The organism is Micromonospora sp. DT46 (genome assembly GCF_049841735.1).
Lineage (GTDB): Bacteria > Actinomycetota > Actinomycetes > Mycobacteriales > Micromonosporaceae > Micromonospora > Micromonospora reichwaldensis.
The window spans coordinates 284,473-299,683 of the sequence record NZ_JBNCKW010000002.1 but is presented as its reverse complement, the minus strand read 5'-3'; the positions used below and the strand labels follow the sequence as shown (position 1 = coordinate 299,683).

The following is a 15,211-nucleotide window of genomic DNA, read 5'->3' as shown; positions in this document are numbered from 1 at the left end:
CCGCGTGTGCACCGTCTGTCATGTCGGCAAAGCGTGCCGGGGGGCGATTTCCGGTCCGGGTCCCGTCTGTTTCGGTCCTGTCAAGAGCCGCTCACACCGCATGCGGGCACCGGGCCGGCTCGCGTTTACAATATGGGACAGCAATCCTGACATTTGGGAGGCGCGATGAACGTGGCCGAGGCCTTCGACGCGGTGGCGGGCAGCTACGACGAGGCCCGACGGCGCCTGGTGCCCTGCTTCGACGCCTTCTACGGCACCGCCGTCGAGGTGGCCGCGCCGTCGCTGCGGGCCGCGCTCGCCGCGGGGCGTACCCCGGAGGTGCTGGACCTGGGCGCGGGCACCGGGCTGCTGTCGCTGCTGCTCGCCGCGGCGGTGCCGGGGATCCGGCTGACCCTGGTCGACGCCGCGCCGGCCATGCTCGCCGTCGCCGCCGACCACCTGCGCTCCCGCGGCGTCGCGCACCGGACGGTCCGGGCCGACCTGGCGGGTGAGTTGCCCGCCGGCCGCTACGACGCCGTGGTCAGCGCGCTGGCCATCCACCACCTCGACGACGCGGGCAAGCGCGAGCTCTACCGGCGGGTGCCGGCGGCGCTGGCACCCGGCGGCGTCTTCGTCAACGCCGAGCAGGTCGCCGGCCCCACCCCGGCGCTCGACCGGCGGTACCACGAGGTGTGGCTGGGGCAGGTCGCCGCGCTGGGCTCCGACGCCAACGAGATCGCCGCCGCCGAGGGCCGGATGGCGTACGACCGGCCGGCGCCGGTCGCCGCGCAGTGCCGCTGGCTGGCCGAGGCCGGCCTGGTCGACGTCGACTGCTTCTTCAAGCAGTGGCGGTTTGCCGTGTTCGGCGGCCGACGCGAATAGTCGGGGCCGACGGGATGACTGCCGGTCATACCGGTGGGTAGTCTCCACGGCATGACTGCCAAGGTGACCCTGTCGTTCTCGGACGAGACGATCGAGGAGGCCCGGCGGTTCGCCAAGCGTGAAGGGCTCTCCCTGTCGGCGTGGATGGACCAGGCGGCCCGGGAGAAGGCGCTGCGCGAGGTCTTCACCGCGCACGCCGCCGCCGTCGGCCGGGCCGGGCTCGACCTCGAAGCCGCCGCCCTCGCCGACGCCCGCGAGGTGGGCATGGTCGACGACGCGCTCTTCGGCGGGCGCCCGCGTGCTGCGTAGGGGCGAGGTCTGGCGCATCGACGGCGCCCGGGAACGGCTCGGACTGGTGATCAGCTCCGACGTCTACAACTCCACCGACGTGCCGATCGTGATCGTGGTCGAGGTGGTCGAGGAGGCGCTGCTGCGCGACTCGCCCCTGGCGGTGCCGATGGGCGCGTACGTGGTGATGCCCGACCGGATCTCCTCGCCGATGAAGAAGTGGTTCACCGAGTGCGTGGACGTCGCCGACACCGGGACCATGCTCAGGGTCGGCCGGGCACTGCGGATCCTCCAGGAACTCTGACATCTCACCGTCGGCATCCGCCGCCGGTGCGGTCTCCGTTTCCCGCCCGACCCGCGACGGGCACCCCGGGGTAATCCCGGATTCCTAGCGTTCCTCCAGGTCGCACCCGACGAGGAGGAGTCGCCGTGAGCACACTGGCCCCCACTGCACCCCCGGCCGAGGCCGTTCCGCCGGCCGCCGGCCGCCGGCACCGCATCGACGACTGGCGGCCCGAGGACCCCGACTTCTGGCGTACGACCGGGGCGCCGGTCGCCCGCCGCAACCTCCGGGTCTCGATCTTCGCCGAGCACGTGGGCTTCTCCGTGTGGAGCCTCTGGTCGGTGACGGTGCTCTTCCTCGGCCCCGAGTACGGCATCGACCCGGCGGGGAAGTTCCTGCTCACCGCCGTGCCGGCGGCGCTGGGGGCGGCGCTGCGGCTGCCCTACACGCTGGCCGTGGCGCGCTTCGGCGGGCGGACCTGGACGATCGTCAGCGCGCTGCTGCTGCTCGTCCCGGCCGTGCCGATGACGGTGCTGCTGGAGCCCGGCGTCTCCTACTCCACCCTGATGGTGCTGGCCTGCCTGACCGGCGTCGGCGGGGGCAACTTCGCCTCCTCGATGGCGAACATCAACCTGTTCTATCCGTCTCGGCTCAAGGGCCGGGCGCTCGGGCTCAACGCCGGCGGCGGCAACCTCGGCGTGCCGGCGGTGCAGCTGGTCGGGCTGGCGGTGCTGGCGACGGCGGGGGCCGCGTACCCCCGCCTGGTGCCGGCGGTCTACCTGCCGCTGATCGTGCTGGCCGCGCTCGCCGCGGCGCGCGGGTTGGACGACATCTCCGGGGCGCGCAACGAGCCCGGCGCGCTGCGCGAGGCGGCCCGCGACCCGCACACCTGGATCATGTCGCTGCTCTACGTCGGCACCTTCGGCTCGTTCATCGGCTTCTGCTTCGCCTTCGGCCAGGTGCTCCAGCTCCAGTTCGCCGAGCGCTTCCCGACCCCGGTCGACGCCGCCTGGCTCACCTTCCTCGGCCCGCTGGTCGGCTCGCTGGTCCGGCCGGTCGGCGGGCACCTCGCCGACCGCCTCGGCGGGGCCCGGGTGACCTTCTGGAACTTCGTCGCGATGGCGGCCGGCGCCTCGTTGGTGCTCCACGCCGCCCGGGAGCGGTCTTTCGGGCTCTACCTGCTCGGCTTCCTGTCGCTCTTCGTCTTCTCGGGCATCGGCAACGGCTCGACCTACAAGATGATCCCGGCGATCTTCCGGGCCCGGACGACGGCGGAGGTGGCCGCCGGTCGGCGGGACGCGGTCGCGGCGCAGCGCCGGGCCGGGCGGATGACCGGCTCGGTGATCGGCATCGCCGGGGCGGTCGGGGCCTCCGGCGGGGTGCTGGTGAACATCGCCTTCCGGCAGTCGTTCCTGACCGGGGGCAGCGCGGACGCGGCGTACGTCGCCTTCATCGTCGCGTACGCGCTCTGTTTCGGGGTGACCTGGCTGGTCTACCTGCGGCCGGGCCCGCGCCGGCTGACCGGCGTGTGACCGCCGCCATGTATCCTCATGGGGCCAGGCGGGGGCGGTACCCCGTTTTGACCTGCCGACGGGGCGGCGGGTATCGTTGCCTGCTGTTGTACGACATCCAGAGGCGTGCCGCCTGAGGTACGCTTGGTCGTTCGTGCGCGCCCGGTAACCTCGGCGCGCGACCCCAGACCGACGACGAGACAAGGTATACCTGTGCGTACGTACAGCCCGAAGCCGGGTGAGATCGAGCGTCAGTGGCACGTCATCGACGCCTCTGATGTCGTGCTGGGCCGCCTGGCCACCCACGCCGCCACGCTGCTGCGCGGCAAGCACAAGCCGACTTTCGCGCCGCACGTCGACACGGGCGACTTCGTCGTCATCGTGAACGCGGGCAAGGTCGCGCTGACCGGCAACAAGCGTCACACCAAGGTCGCCTACCGCCACTCCGGCTACCCGGGTGGTCTTAAGCAGGTCGGCTACGACGAGCTGCTGACCAAGCGTCCCGAGCGGGCCATCGAGCTGGCCGTCAAGGGCATGCTCCCGCACAACAAGCTCGGCCGTCAGCTCATCAAGAAGCTGAAGGTCTACGCCGGTGCCGAGCACCCGCACGGCGCGCAGCAGCCGGTGCCGTTCGAGATCAAGCAGATCGCGCAGTGAGCGCGGGCGAAGGAAACAGCATGACCGACATCACCGAGACCGAGGTTGCCCCCGAGGAGGCCACCGAGGCGCCGGCGCCCGTCGCCCGCGCGCCGCGTGGTGACCGCCCGATCCAGACCGTGGGTCGGCGCAAGGAGGCCATCGTCCGGGTGCGCATCGTCCCCGGCAGCGGCAAGATCACGTGCAACGGCCGTGACCTCGAGGCCTACTTCCCGAGCAAGGTGCACCAGCAGCTGATCAAGGACCCGCTGGTCACCGCCGAGAAGCCGGAGGCCTTCGACGTCATCGCCAACCTGCGTGGCGGCGGCACCACCGGTCAGGCCGGCGCGCTGCGCCTGGCCATCGCCCGGGCCCTGATCGTCAGCGAGCCGGACGACCGTCCGGCGCTGAAGAAGGCCGGCTTCCTCACCCGGGACGCCCGGGTCAAGGAAAGCAAGAAGTACGGCCTCAAGAAGGCCCGTAAGGCTCCCCAGTACTCGAAGCGCTGATCATCAGCGGCGCGTTGTACTTCTGACGGACGGCCGGGTTCACCTCCCCTCGACGGGAGGTGGCCCGGCCGTTCGCCTTTCCTGGACCGTTTCATCGGAGGTTGGCGGGTATGGGCCGGTTGTTCGGCACGGACGGCGTACGCGGGCGGGCGAACGCGGATCTCACGCCTGAGTTGGCGCTGGCGGTGGCGGTCGCCGCCGCTCACACGCTCGCCGAGTCGGACCGGAGCCATCCCCCGCTGGCCGTGGTCGGGCGGGACACCCGGGCCAGCGGCGAGATGCTGGAGGCCGCCGTGGTCGCCGGGCTCACCAGCGCCGGCGCCAACGTGGTCCGGGTGGGCGTGCTGCCCACCCCGGCCGTGGCGTTCCTCACCGCCGAGGCCAAGGCCGACCTCGGCGTGATGCTCTCCGCCTCGCACAACCCGATGCCCGACAACGGGATCAAGCTCTTCGCCGCCGGCGGGCACAAGCTGCCGGACGAGATCGAGATGCGGATCGAGGCGGCCGTCGAGGCGAACGCCACCACCGCCTGGGAGCGGCCGGTCGGCGCCGGCGTCGGCCGGGTGCACGACCTGCTCGACGGCGCGGACCACTACGTGCAGCACCTGATCGGCACCCTGCCGCACCGCCTCGACGGCCTCAAGGTCGTGGTCGACTGCGCCAACGGCGCGGCGGCCGAGGTGGCGCCGGTGGTGTACCGGGAGGCCGGGGCCGAGGTCGTCGCCATCTACGCCGAGCCGGACGGCCTCAACATCAACGACGAGTGCGGCTCCAACCACCTCGAGGCCCTGCGGGCCGCGGTGGTCGAGCACGGCGCGCACCTCGGCATCGCCCACGACGGCGACGCCGACCGGTGCGTCGCGGTGACCGCCGACGGCGACGAGGTCGACGGCGACCAGGTGATGGCGATCCTCGCGCTCGCGATGCGGGAGGCCGGCACGCTCACCGACGACACCCTGGTCGCCACGGTGATGAGCAACCTCGGCCTGCGGCTGGCCATGTCCGCGCAGGGCATCCGCCTCCTGGAGACCAAGGTCGGCGACCGGTACGTGCTGGAGGAGCTGCGCGCGTCCGGCCTCGCGCTGGGCGGCGAGCAGAGCGGGCACATCGTGATGCCCGCATACGCCACCACGGGCGACGGCGTGCTGACCGGCCTGCACCTGATGTCCCGGCTGGCCGCCACCGGCAAGTCCCTCGCGGAACTGGCCGCCGTGGTGGCCAGGCTGCCGCAGGTGCTGATCAACGTCCCCGTCGGCGACCGTACGGTCGGCGCGGCCGCACCCGCCGTCCGGGCCGAGGTCGAGCGGGCCGAGGCGGAGCTGGGCGAGACCGGCCGGGTGCTGCTGCGCCCGTCCGGCACCGAGCCGCTGGTCCGCGTCATGGTCGAGGCGGCCACCGAGCAGGTCGCCCGAAGCGTCGCGGAGCGCATCGCCGAGCAGGTCCGCACCGCCAGCCCGACTGCCTGACCTTTCGCATCGGCCCGGGCTCGCCATCGGCGGCCCGGGCCGTCGCCTTTCCCGGACCGGTCCGGCGGCCGGGTGCCGCGCAGCCCCCGCGTCGGCGGTGCCGGCACCGGGCACGGTGCCGCCGACGTCCGGGACTGGGCACGGCACGCCGACGTCCGGGACCGGCCATGGCGCCGCCGACGTCCGGGACCGGCCACGGTGCCCGTCCCGGCCGGGTCTACAGGCGCAGGCCGGCGGCCCGCCGGAAGGTGGCCGCCGGGTCCTCGCCGTCGGTGAGGTCCACGTCCTCGACGATCCGCCCGTCGCCGAGGCGGATCAGCCGGTCGCACCGGGCGGCCACCGCCCGCTCGTGGGTGGCGAGCAGGACCGTCATGCCGTGCCGGTCGCGCAGGTCCAGTAGCAGATCGAGGATCTGCCCGCCGGTGGCCGAGTCGAGGTTGCCGGTCGGCTCGTCGGCGAGCAGCAGCCCGGGGGAGCCCATCAGCGCCCGGGCGATCGCGACCCGCTGCTGCTGGCCGCCGGAGAGCTGGGCCGGCAGGGCCCGCTCCCGCCCGGCCAGGCCGACCGCGTCGAGCAGCTCCCGGGCCCGGGCGGCGTGGTCGGCCCGCCCCCGGCGGGGCAGCACCGGCACGACCACGTTGTCCAGCACGGTGAGGGCGGGCAGCAGGTGGTAGCGCTGGAAGACGAAGCCGACCCGCTGCCGGTACCGGGTCAGGGCGGACCGGCCGAGCGCGGTGATCTCCTGCTCGTCCACGGTTATCGTGCCGGCGTCCACCTGCTCGATCGCGCCGATCATGTGCAGCAGCGTCGACTTCCCGGAGCCGCTGGGCCCGGTCAGCGCCACCACCGCCCCCGCCGGGATCTCCAGGGAGACGTCGTCGACCGCCGTCACCTGCTGCGGGCCGGCCCCGAAGCGCCGGACCAGCCCGGCGACCCGGACCGTGCTGCCCGTCGTCGTCTCCATCGTCACTCCTCCGCGAGCAGTCGGGCGGTCGGCAGCCGGCGCAGCAGCGCGGCCGGGACCAGGGCGGCCACCGAGGTGACCAGGACACCGGCCGCCGCCACCGACGCGGCGACCGCGACCAACGTGCCGGGCAGGGCGCCGACCAGCCAGGCCGCCCCGGTCAGCCCGAGGCCGGCGCCGGTGACCGCGCCGAGCAGACCCAGGGCCAGCCCCTCGTAGGCGATGAGGCGGCCCAGCGCGGCGTCGCTCCAGCCGACCGCGCGCAGGGTGGCCAGCTCGGCGGCCCGGTCCCGGATGTTCAGGTAGAGCACGTCGGCGACCGCGGCGGCACCGAGCAGCACCGTCGCGACGGCGGCCATGGTGTCCGCGCCCCGCACGCTCAGCGACACCGTGTCACCGAGCAGGCTGCCGACGATGGCGCCGCGGAACGCGTAGCCGGCGGCGGCGACCAGGGTCAGCGCGGCGACCCCGATGGCCAGGGCGCCGGCCCCGAGCAGGGTGCGGCCGGGCGTACGGGCCAGGTTGGCCAGGGCCAGGCCGACCAGGGTGCGCGGCCGGCGTACCCACCGGGCCGTCGCCACCGCCGGGCGCAGCGCGGCGGCCGGGTGGGCGCGCGCCGCCCGCAGGGCCGGCGTCAGGCCCGCGACCAGCGCCAGCAGCAGTGCCACCGGTACGGCCAGCAGCGCCCGCCGCCACCCCACGTCGATGCCGAGCGCGGCGCCGAGCGGGACGGCCAGCGCCAGCGCGAGCAGACCGGCGGCCAGCCCGAGGGCGGCCACCTCGCCGAGGATCAGCGCGCCGATCCGCCGGGCGGGCCAGCCCAGGCAGGCGAGCACCGCCAGCTCCGATCTGCGGTCCCGGACGGCGGCGGCGACCGCGTTGCCGAGGAAGAGCGCGCAGACCACCAGCACCAGTACGAAGAGCGCGACGCTCTTGCGGTCCACTGCCTTCGTGATCACCGAGGCGACCCCGAGCGCCGACCACTCCTCGGTCAGCCGCAGCGCCGGCCGGCCGAACGACCCGGCGGGCAGCTCCACGGCCTGCGGGGCGGGGGACGAGCCGAGGGTGATGTCGACGTCGAGCCCGGTGACCTGGGCGATCCGCTCGGCGACCAGCCGGACCTGCTCGGCGGCGCGGTCGCTGTAGCCGCCCACGTCGGCGACCCGGACCCGGATCGCGCTGATCGGGGCGGCGAGCTGCGGACTGCCGCCGCCCGCCAGCAGCTTCGGCACGCTGGCGAGGCTGGTCAGCAGCAGCGGCGGGGCGGCGAGGTAGCCGGCGGGATTGCCGCTCGGCTCCAGCGGCTGCCCGCCCAGCGCGTCCCGGCTGGCGGCGTCGGCGCCGGCGGCCCGCGGCGGCTCGTACGTCTCCAGCGGGACCTTGCCCAGGTCGCTGAACCCGGTCAGCTTCTGTGGGTCGAAGACCCCCACCGCCCGCCAGTCGCGCCAGAGGGGCTTCTTGGGGGTCGACTTCTTCAGCGGCAGCTCGCGCAGCGGGCGGGCACCGACGTCCTCCGTCAGCCAGGGGCGCGGGTACGGGTTGAAGTCCTGGTGCCCACCGTAGAGTTCGGGTGCGGCCGGCGGGAGCGGACGGACCCGCAGGGTACCGTCGGGGAACCGGTCGTACTCCGCGGGCCCGGCCTGCACGATGTCCTGGAGCTGGCCGAAGCAGCAGCCGGTCGGGGAGAGGCCCCCGCTCAACCGGGAACGCCAACCGGAGACGACGTCGGCGCTGGCGTCCCCGGCGGGGATCGCCGGCCCCCGCCGCAGCTCACGCTCCAGATCGGCCAACGGCACGCCGCCCGGGCGTGCGGCGGGCAGCCGCGTGGCGTCGACGCGCAGCGCCTCGTCGAGGAAGGGACGGCTGGTCGTGAGGACCGGGACGGTGAAGTTGCCTCCCCCACGTCCCTCGACGACCGAGTCGTCGGGACGGAGCGCCCGCCCCTCGACCACCGTCCCGGCCAGGCCGACGAGTCGGTCCTCGGCGGCCGGGTCCACTGCGGCCAGCAGGAAGGGCACGGTCAGGTTGTACTTGATCTGGAGCCGGTCCGAGGTGGTCACGTAACCTGGCCCGTGACCCTCCCCGTCCGCGAGGACGTTGACGTGGGCCTCGAACCGGCCGTCGGGCAGCAGCCGCACAGCCATCACCGTCCAGTCCTCCCGCTCCGAGTAGGCGCCCAGACTGCCCATGTAGTGCCGCCGGTCGCAGATCGAGTGGGTGCGGCCGTCGGGCAGGACCTCGCGCGGGGAGGGACCACACTTGTCGTCCCAGGGGTAGCTCCGGCCGTCGGTGTAGGGGGTGGCGTCGCTGCTGGAGGGCATGTCAGGACGGGCGTGGATGATCGGGTGCGTGGTGATGTACACGTACCGGGCGTGGCCCGGGGCGGTGGAGAGGCCGCGCTCGGCGACGAAGCGCGGGTCGATCCGGATGACCTGCCGGTCGAGCGAGCGGTCGACGGCGTCGGTCAGGTCGATCGCGGTGGGGACGGGGGCGGTCGAGTAGCCGAGCATGGCGATGGGGGCGGCGACGTCCACCCCGGTGACCGCCTTCACCTGGTCGTACTGCGCCATCGTGATGCCGCCGAACAGGCCGGAGAGGTAGTTGGGCTGGACCAGCCGGCGTTCGGCCTCCAGCGGGGTACGCGTGCCCTTCGGGCGGACCAGGATGTCGTAGGCGGCGTCGGTGTTCCGCTCGACGGAGCCCGTGACGTCGAGGCGGGAGGTGGTGGTGGCGCCGGTCAGCACGACGAAACCGGTGGTCGCCACCAGTACGCCGAGCAGCAGCGCCACCGACCGTCCCGCACGGCCGCGAAGCTGTCTCCAGATGATGTCGAACATGTCGCGCCTCCCCGTGTGCTGAGCACACTGTGCGCGATACATTGTGACAATGCAAGGCCCGGTGGCGGTCAGCCTCCGGGTCGGATCGGAGTAGACGGTGGCGATACAGCACGCGGTCCTGGCCCTGCTCGCCAGCGGCCCCAGCTACGGCTACGAGCTGAAGGGCGCCTTCGAGGAGGCGGTCGGCCCGCAGTGGGGGCCGCTCAACATCGGGCACCTCTACCAGATCCTCGACCGGCTCTCCCGCGACGGCCTGGTGGTGGCCGAACGGCAGCCCCAGCCGGTCAAGCCCGACCGGGTGGTCTACGAGATCACCCCGGAGGGTCGGGCCGAGCTGGACCGTTGGCTCGGCGAGCCCAGCCCGCGCAGCGGTGGGTTCCGGGACGACTTCTTCCTCAAGGTGACCGCCGCGGCCCGCTCCGGCGAGCCGGCGACCGTGCGCACGGTGCTCGGCAACCAGCGCGGTCACCTGATGCGGGAGCTGCGCAACCTCGACGGGCTGCGCCGCCGAGCCGACGACCCGGTGGTCGGCCTGCTGCTCTCGGCGGCGAGTCGACACGTCGAGGCCGACCTGGCCTTCGTCGACGACGCCGAGCAGGTGCTGCTCGCCGACGGCGGCGCGGCGCTCGCCCGGCTCCGGGCGCCCCGCTCCGAGGCGGTGCCGCCGGAGCGGGGGACCGGCCCGACCCGGGCGGCCGGCTGACGTTCGGGTACGCGTGGACCGGCGCGGACGGCGTCGAGCGCGGCCGGCCGCCGGGAAGCTCAGGTCGCGGACAGCCGGCGCAGCCGGGTGACGGCCTCGGTCAGCACCTCGGGTCGCTTGCAGAAGGCGAAGCGGATCAGGTGCCGACCGGCCTCGGCGTCGTCGTAGAAGACCTGCGTCGGCACGGCGACCACCCCGCACCGCTCGGGCAGGGACCGGCAGAACTCCACCCCGTCCCGCCCGCCCAGCGCGCTGACGTCGGCGGTGACGAAATAGGTGCCCTCCGGCGGGAGCACCTCGAACCCGGCGTCGGTGAGCCCGCCGACGAGCTGGTCGCGGCGGGCCTGCATGTCGTCGCGGAAGTCGGCGAAGTAGGCGTCCGGCAGGGCCAGCGCCACCGCGACCGCCGGCTGGAGCGGCGCGGCGTTGACGAAGGTGAGGAACTGCTTCACCCGCAGCACCGCCGAGACCAGCGCCGCCGGCCCGCTCACCCAGCCGACCTTCCAACCCGTGCAGGAGAACGTCTTGCCGGCCGACGAGATGCGCAGCGTCCGCTCCCGCATGCCGGGCAGAGTGGCCAGCGGGACGTGCGGGGTGGACGCGTCGGCGAAGACCAGGTGCTCGTACACCTCGTCGGTCACCGCGTACGCGCCGTGCTCCCGGCACAGCTCGGCGACCAGGGCCAGCTCGTCGGGGGTGAACACCTTGCCGGTCGGGTTGTGCGGCGAGTTCAGCAGCACCAGCCGGGTGCGCGGGCCGAACGCGGCGCGCAGGGCGGCCGGGTCGAAGGCGTACCGGCCGTCGGCGGCGGGACGCAGCGTGACCGGGCGCCGGACCGCGCCGGCCAGCGCGACCGAGGCGGCGTACGAGTCGTAGTAGGGCTCGAAGCAGACGACCTCGTCGCCTGGCTCGCAGAGCCCGAGGATGGCCGCCGCGATCGCCTCGGTGGCGCCCGCCGTCACCACGATCTCGCCGTCCGGGTCGTACTCCAGTCCCCAGAACCGGCGCTGGTGCGCCGCCACCGCCGCGCGCAACGCCGGGACGCCCGGGCCCGGCGGGTACTGGTTCTGCCCGGTGCGCAGCGCCTCCGCGGCGGCGGCCAGCATCTCCGGCGGCCCGTCGGTGTCGGGGAAGCCCTGACCGAGGTTGACCGCGCCGGTGCGCACGGCGAGGGCGGACATCTCGGCGAAGACGGTCGTCCCGAACGGGCGCATCCGGGCCACCAGCGGATCCACGTCGGCGGTCGTCACGCCCGCCAGCCTACGGACTCCCGGCGCGGCTTCAACCCCTGCCGAGGGCGGCCCCGACCGCCCGGAACCGTCGCCGGCAGCACCGTCGCCCGGCGGAGCTATGTCACGGAGAGTGCCGCTTCCCCTCCGATCGCTCAAGTTGGGTGATCGTTTACCCGGCTTTCGCGCACGCGCGATGAGTGGAACTAGGTTAGGCTGCGGGACATGTGTGGAATCGTTGGTTACGCCGGCGCGCGCCCGGCGCTCGGCATCGTGCTCGACGGACTGCGGCGGCTGGAATACCGCGGCTACGACTCGGCCGGCGTCGCCATCGTCTGCGACGGCGCGCTGCTGACCGAGAAGAAGGCCGGCAAGCTGGCCAACCTGGAGAAGGTGCTCTCCGAGCGGGCCGCCGAGGATCCCACGTCCTGCGCGGCCAGCCCGATCGGCATCGGGGACGGCACCACCGGCATCGGGCACACCCGCTGGGCCACCCACGGCGGCCCGACCGACCGCAACGCCCACCCGCACCTGGCCCCCGACGGCCGCGTCGCCGTGATCCACAACGGCATCATCGAGAACTTCGCCAAGCTGCGCGCCGAACTGGAGGCCGACGGCGTCCAGTTCACCAGCGACACCGACACCGAGTGCGCCGCGCACCTGCTCTCCGCCGCGCTGGCCGACCTGCGCGCCGCCGGCCACCCCGACGGGCCGCAGCTGCTCGCCGCCGGCATGCGGGTGGTCTGCCAGCGGCTGGAGGGCGCGTTCACGCTGCTCGCCGTCGACGCCGCGGTGCCCGGCGCGGTGGTCGGCGCCCGGCGCAACTCGCCGCTCGTCGTCGGGCGGGGCGACGGCGAGAACTACCTCGCCAGCGACGTGGCCGCGTTCATCGAGCACACCCGGGAGGCGGTGGAGCTCGGCCAGGACCAGATCGTCCTGATCACCGGCGACACCATCGAGATCACCGACTTCGCCGGCCAGCCCGCCAGCGGCAAGGACTTCCACATCGACTGGGACTCCTCCGCCGCCGAGAAGGGCGGCTACGACTGGTTCATGCTCAAGGAGATCGAGGAGCAGCCGCAGGCCATCGCCGACACGCTGCTCGGCCGGCTCACCGACTCCGGCGAGATCATGCTCGACGAGGTCCGCCTCAGCGACCAGGACCTGCGCGACGTCGACAAGATCTTCATCGTCGCCTGCGGCACCGCGTACCACTCCGGCCTGGTCGCCAAGTACGCCATCGAGCACTGGACCCGGATCCCGTGCGAGGTGGAGCTGGCCAGCGAGTTCCGCTACCGCGACCCGGTCCTCGACCGGTCCACGCTGATCGTGGTGATCTCGCAGTCCGGCGAGACGATGGACACCCTGATGGCGCTGCGGCACGCGAAGGAGCAGAAGGCCCGCGTCCTGGCCATCTGCAACACCAACGGGTCCACGATCCCCCGCGAGTCCGACGCGGTCCTCTACACCCACGGCGGGCCGGAGATCGCCGTCGCGTCCACCAAGGCGTTCCTCACCCAGCTCGTCGCCTGCTACCTGATCGGCCTGCACCTGGCCCAGGTGCGCGGCATCAAGTTCGCCGACGAGGTGGCCGCCGTCGTCGCCCAGCTCCAGGAGATGCCGGGCAAGCTGCGCGAGCTGCTGGAGCGGATCGAGCCCGTCCGCGAGCTGGCCCGCGACCTGAAGGCCGAGCCGACCGTGCTCTTCATCGGCCGGCACGTGGGCTATCCGGTGGCCCTGGAGGGCGCGCTCAAGCTCAAGGAGTTGGCGTACATGCACGCCGAGGGCTTCGCCGCCGGCGAGCTGAAGCACGGCCCGATCGCGCTGATCGACAAGGGCACCCCGGTGATCTGCATCGTGCCCTCCCCGGTCGGCCGGGGCATGCTGCACGACAAGGTGGTCTCCAACATCCAGGAGGTACGGGCGCGCGGCGCCCGGACCATCGTGATCGCGGAGGAGGGCGACGAGGCGGTCGTCCGCTACGCCGACCACCTGATCCGCGTGCCGCGTACGCCGACGCTGCTCGCGCCGCTGGTCACCACCGTGCCGTTGCAGGTCCTGGCGGCCGAGATCGCCGCCGCCCGGGGGCACGACGTGGACCAGCCCCGCAACCTGGCGAAGTCGGTCACGGTCGAGTAGGCCGCACCGCCCCACGACGGGCCCCGTCCACCCGCGCCGGTGGGCGGGGCCCGCCGCGTCGCGCGGGTCAGCGGCCGAGCACCACCCGGGCCATCCCGTCGAGGGCCGGGTTGTCGGGCGCCCAGTAGCCCGTGTGGCCGTGCCGGCCGCTGGGGAACGTACGCCCGCCGAAGCCCGGGTGGGACGGGTCCTGCCCGAACCACAGCTCCCGCTCCGGCGCGCCGAGCAGCGCCCCGATCGCCGGGCCGACCGGCGACGCGCCCAGCAGGGACCGGCGGGCCAGCTCGTCCGGCGGCCGGGCCCACCGGATCACGTCGTCCGGCGCGGTGCTCGCCCAGACCTGCCCGGGCGGCACGCCCAACTCGCCCGCATGGGCGACCCCCACCCCGGGCGAGCCGACGAAGACCAGCGCGTCGGCGGCCAGCCCGTGATCGCGGGCGGCCGTGCCGACCACCAGCGAGCCGTAGCTGTGCCCGAGCACGGTCTGCCGGCCCGGCGGCCCGTCGTGGGTCTCCCGCAGCCCCTCCTGGAACCGGTGCAGCGCCGGGCCGGCGTTCTGGGCCTGGCCCGGCCACGCCGCCTCGTGCAGGAAGTCGGGGGCGTCGTAGTCCAGCCAGAGCACCGCGGCGGCCTCCTCCTCGGGGGCGAGGGCGGCGCAGCGGGCCAGCACCCGGGCCGCCCGACCCAACTCGCCGGGCACGTCGTGCAGGCCCGCGGTCATCCCCGGCACGTAGGTCAGCACCCGGGCCGACCGGTCGGGGTTGCCCAGCGCCACCACCGCCCGTCCCTCGCCACCCGTGCCCAGCCCCAGCAGGTACGCCCGGGGCTGCTCGTCGCCCGCCAGGCGGGCGGCCAGCGCGTCCAGCCCGGCCAGGGACTTCCCGATCCGCGACAGCCCGGCCAGCTCGACCGGCCCGCGCGGCACCCGCTCCAGCAGCCTTCGCCGCGCGGCCAGCAGTTCCTCCCGCCGCGCCCCGAGCAGCAGCCGGTTGGCCTGGTCGCGGGCGGCCACCGGCACCCCGTCGAGGCGGCCGAGGAGCCCCGGCTCGTACGCGACGAGCCACCGGCGCTGCGCGGGGGTGAGCCCGGCCCACCAGGCCCGCACCGAGGCAGGGTCGGCGCCGGCCTTCGGGCGGCCGGGCGGCGGCCTCTCGGCCCACCCCGCGCGGGCGGCGTCGGCCAGCGCGTCCAGCCGGCCCGCGGCCTCCCGGTCGGCGGCGCCGGCCAGCTCCAGCGCCGCCCGGATCGCCGCACCCACCTCGCCCGCGCCGGCTCCGCCCGCGCCGGCCCCGGGCGCGCGGACCACGGGTGCGCCGGCCCCGGATGCGCCCGTCCCGGCCGTGCCCGTCCCGGGGCGGGCGGTCGCCGGGGCGCGGGCGGGGCCGGCGGTGACCCGGCCCTGCCGGTCGACCAGCAGTCCGGCCGCGTCGGCGCGGGCCACCGCGGCGGCGAGCCGGGCCTTGGCGGCGGCCAGCCGGCCGGCGAACTCCGCCAGCACCTGGTCGGCCTCGATCAGGGCGGGGGAGACGGCGGTCAGCTCGGTGCGCAGGGCCGCGAGCCGGGCGTCGGCGGCGTCGCCAGCCCCGCCCGACCAGCCGGACCGCAGCACCGCCGCGCCGGCGGCCAGCTCGTCGGCCCGCCGCGCCACCGGGCCGGTCAGCCCCCGCCAGGCCATCCCGGCCGCCCGCCACGCGTCCGGATCGGCCCCCCACAGCTGCCGGTAGCCGACGTCCGCCGCGCGGTCGGCGGGGTGCGCCGGGCGCGCCGGAGGCGTAGGGCGTGCCG

Annotated in this window: 13 protein-coding genes; 9 read left to right on the top strand and 4 right to left on the bottom strand. The window is 74.6% G+C overall.

The features are described from left to right. The first annotated feature begins 165 nt into the window (after window positions 1-165). The 7 genes from ACLQ20_RS05615 (at window position 166) to glmM (ending at window position 5,554) form a co-directional block, all read left to right on the top strand. Window positions 166-861: a class I SAM-dependent methyltransferase gene (locus ACLQ20_RS05615; protein WP_425854436.1), complete on the top strand. Its 696-nt coding sequence runs from the start codon at window positions 166-168 to the stop codon at window positions 859-861. A gap of 51 nt (window positions 862-912) precedes the next feature. Next, window positions 913-1,170: a DUF6364 family protein gene (locus tag ACLQ20_RS05610; RefSeq protein WP_132230932.1), complete on the top strand. Its 258-nt coding sequence runs from the start codon at window positions 913-915 to the stop codon at window positions 1,168-1,170. Then, entirely contained in the window at window positions 1,160-1,453 is a 294-nt protein-coding gene (locus ACLQ20_RS05605) for a hypothetical protein (protein ID WP_151454581.1), read from the top strand. Before ACLQ20_RS05610 ends, ACLQ20_RS05605 begins: the two co-directional genes overlap by 11 nt. A gap of 125 nt (window positions 1,454-1,578) precedes the next feature. Continuing rightward, window positions 1,579-2,964, top strand: a complete 1,386-nt coding sequence (locus ACLQ20_RS05600) for an MFS transporter (protein ID WP_425854433.1) — start codon at window positions 1,579-1,581, stop codon at window positions 2,962-2,964. Window positions 2,965-3,156: 192 nt separating this feature from the next. Then, complete coding sequence (gene rplM / locus ACLQ20_RS05595) at window positions 3,157-3,600, top strand: 50S ribosomal protein L13 (protein WP_088998398.1); 444 nt, start codon at window positions 3,157-3,159, stop codon at window positions 3,598-3,600. 20 nt (window positions 3,601-3,620) lie between these two features. Then, window positions 3,621-4,088: a 30S ribosomal protein S9 gene (gene rpsI / locus ACLQ20_RS05590; RefSeq protein WP_121399850.1), complete on the top strand. Its 468-nt coding sequence runs from the start codon at window positions 3,621-3,623 to the stop codon at window positions 4,086-4,088. Window positions 4,089-4,198: 110 nt separating this feature from the next. Continuing rightward, on the top strand, window positions 4,199-5,554 hold the full coding sequence (gene glmM, locus ACLQ20_RS05585; RefSeq protein ID WP_425854431.1) for a phosphoglucosamine mutase: 1,356 nt from the start codon (window positions 4,199-4,201) through the stop codon (window positions 5,552-5,554). Between the two features lie 217 nt (window positions 5,555-5,771). On the opposite strand, the gene ACLQ20_RS05580 is transcribed toward glmM, so the two are convergent. Further along, window positions 5,772-6,518, bottom strand: coding sequence for an ABC transporter ATP-binding protein (locus ACLQ20_RS05580; RefSeq protein WP_151454578.1), 747 nt, complete (start codon window positions 6,516-6,518; stop codon window positions 5,772-5,774). Between the two features lie 2 nt (window positions 6,519-6,520). Next, window positions 6,521-9,355, bottom strand: a complete 2,835-nt coding sequence (locus ACLQ20_RS05575) for an FtsX-like permease family protein (protein ID WP_327029582.1) — start codon at window positions 9,353-9,355, stop codon at window positions 6,521-6,523. Window positions 9,356-9,452: 97 nt separating this feature from the next. Here ACLQ20_RS05575 and ACLQ20_RS05570 point away from each other — a divergent pair, with 97 nt between their 5' ends. Next, complete coding sequence (locus ACLQ20_RS05570; RefSeq protein WP_151454576.1) at window positions 9,453-10,058, top strand: PadR family transcriptional regulator; 606 nt, start codon at window positions 9,453-9,455, stop codon at window positions 10,056-10,058. 59 nt (window positions 10,059-10,117) lie between these two features. Here the strand turns inward: ACLQ20_RS05570 and ACLQ20_RS05565 are convergent, their stop codons facing one another. Next, entirely contained in the window at window positions 10,118-11,308 is a 1,191-nt protein-coding gene (locus ACLQ20_RS05565) for a pyridoxal phosphate-dependent aminotransferase (RefSeq protein WP_327029581.1), read from the bottom strand. A 204-nt stretch (window positions 11,309-11,512) separates the two neighbouring features. Between ACLQ20_RS05565 and glmS the strand changes: the two genes are divergently transcribed. Then, window positions 11,513-13,426 carry a glutamine--fructose-6-phosphate transaminase (isomerizing) gene (gene glmS / locus ACLQ20_RS05560; RefSeq protein ID WP_151457587.1) on the top strand — a complete coding sequence of 638 codons (1,914 nt, stop codon included), beginning with the start codon at window positions 11,513-11,515 and terminating at the stop codon, window positions 13,424-13,426. 67 nt (window positions 13,427-13,493) lie between these two features. Here glmS and ACLQ20_RS05555 read toward each other — a convergent pair whose 3' ends face one another. Then, the gene (locus tag ACLQ20_RS05555) at window positions 13,494-15,101 is read right to left on the bottom strand and encodes an alpha/beta hydrolase (RefSeq protein ID WP_425854428.1); all 1,608 of its coding nucleotides are present in this window, start codon (window positions 15,099-15,101) and stop codon (window positions 13,494-13,496) included. Between the last annotated feature and the right edge of the window lie 110 nt (window positions 15,102-15,211).

Bases quoted from the DNA above. Each gene is read 5' to 3' on its own strand.
- glmS (WP_151457587.1), top strand. From the start codon at position 11,513: ATGTGTGGAATCGTTGGTTACGCCGGCGCGCGCCCGGCGCTCGGCATC.
- rpsI (WP_121399850.1), top strand. From the start codon at position 3,621: ATGACCGACATCACCGAGACCGAGGTTGCCCCCGAGGAGGCCACCGAG.
- ACLQ20_RS05580 (WP_151454578.1), bottom strand. From the start codon at position 6,518: ATGGAGACGACGACGGGCAGCACGGTCCGGGTCGCCGGGCTGGTCCGG.
- ACLQ20_RS05575 (WP_327029582.1), bottom strand. From the start codon at position 9,355: ATGTTCGACATCATCTGGAGACAGCTTCGCGGCCGTGCGGGACGGTCG.
- ACLQ20_RS05615 (WP_425854436.1), top strand. From the start codon at position 166: ATGAACGTGGCCGAGGCCTTCGACGCGGTGGCGGGCAGCTACGACGAG.
- ACLQ20_RS05555 (WP_425854428.1), bottom strand. From the start codon at position 15,101: ATGGCCTGGCGGGGGCTGACCGGCCCGGTGGCGCGGCGGGCCGACGAG.
- glmM (WP_425854431.1), top strand. From the start codon at position 4,199: ATGGGCCGGTTGTTCGGCACGGACGGCGTACGCGGGCGGGCGAACGCG.
- ACLQ20_RS05610 (WP_132230932.1), top strand. From the start codon at position 913: ATGACTGCCAAGGTGACCCTGTCGTTCTCGGACGAGACGATCGAGGAG.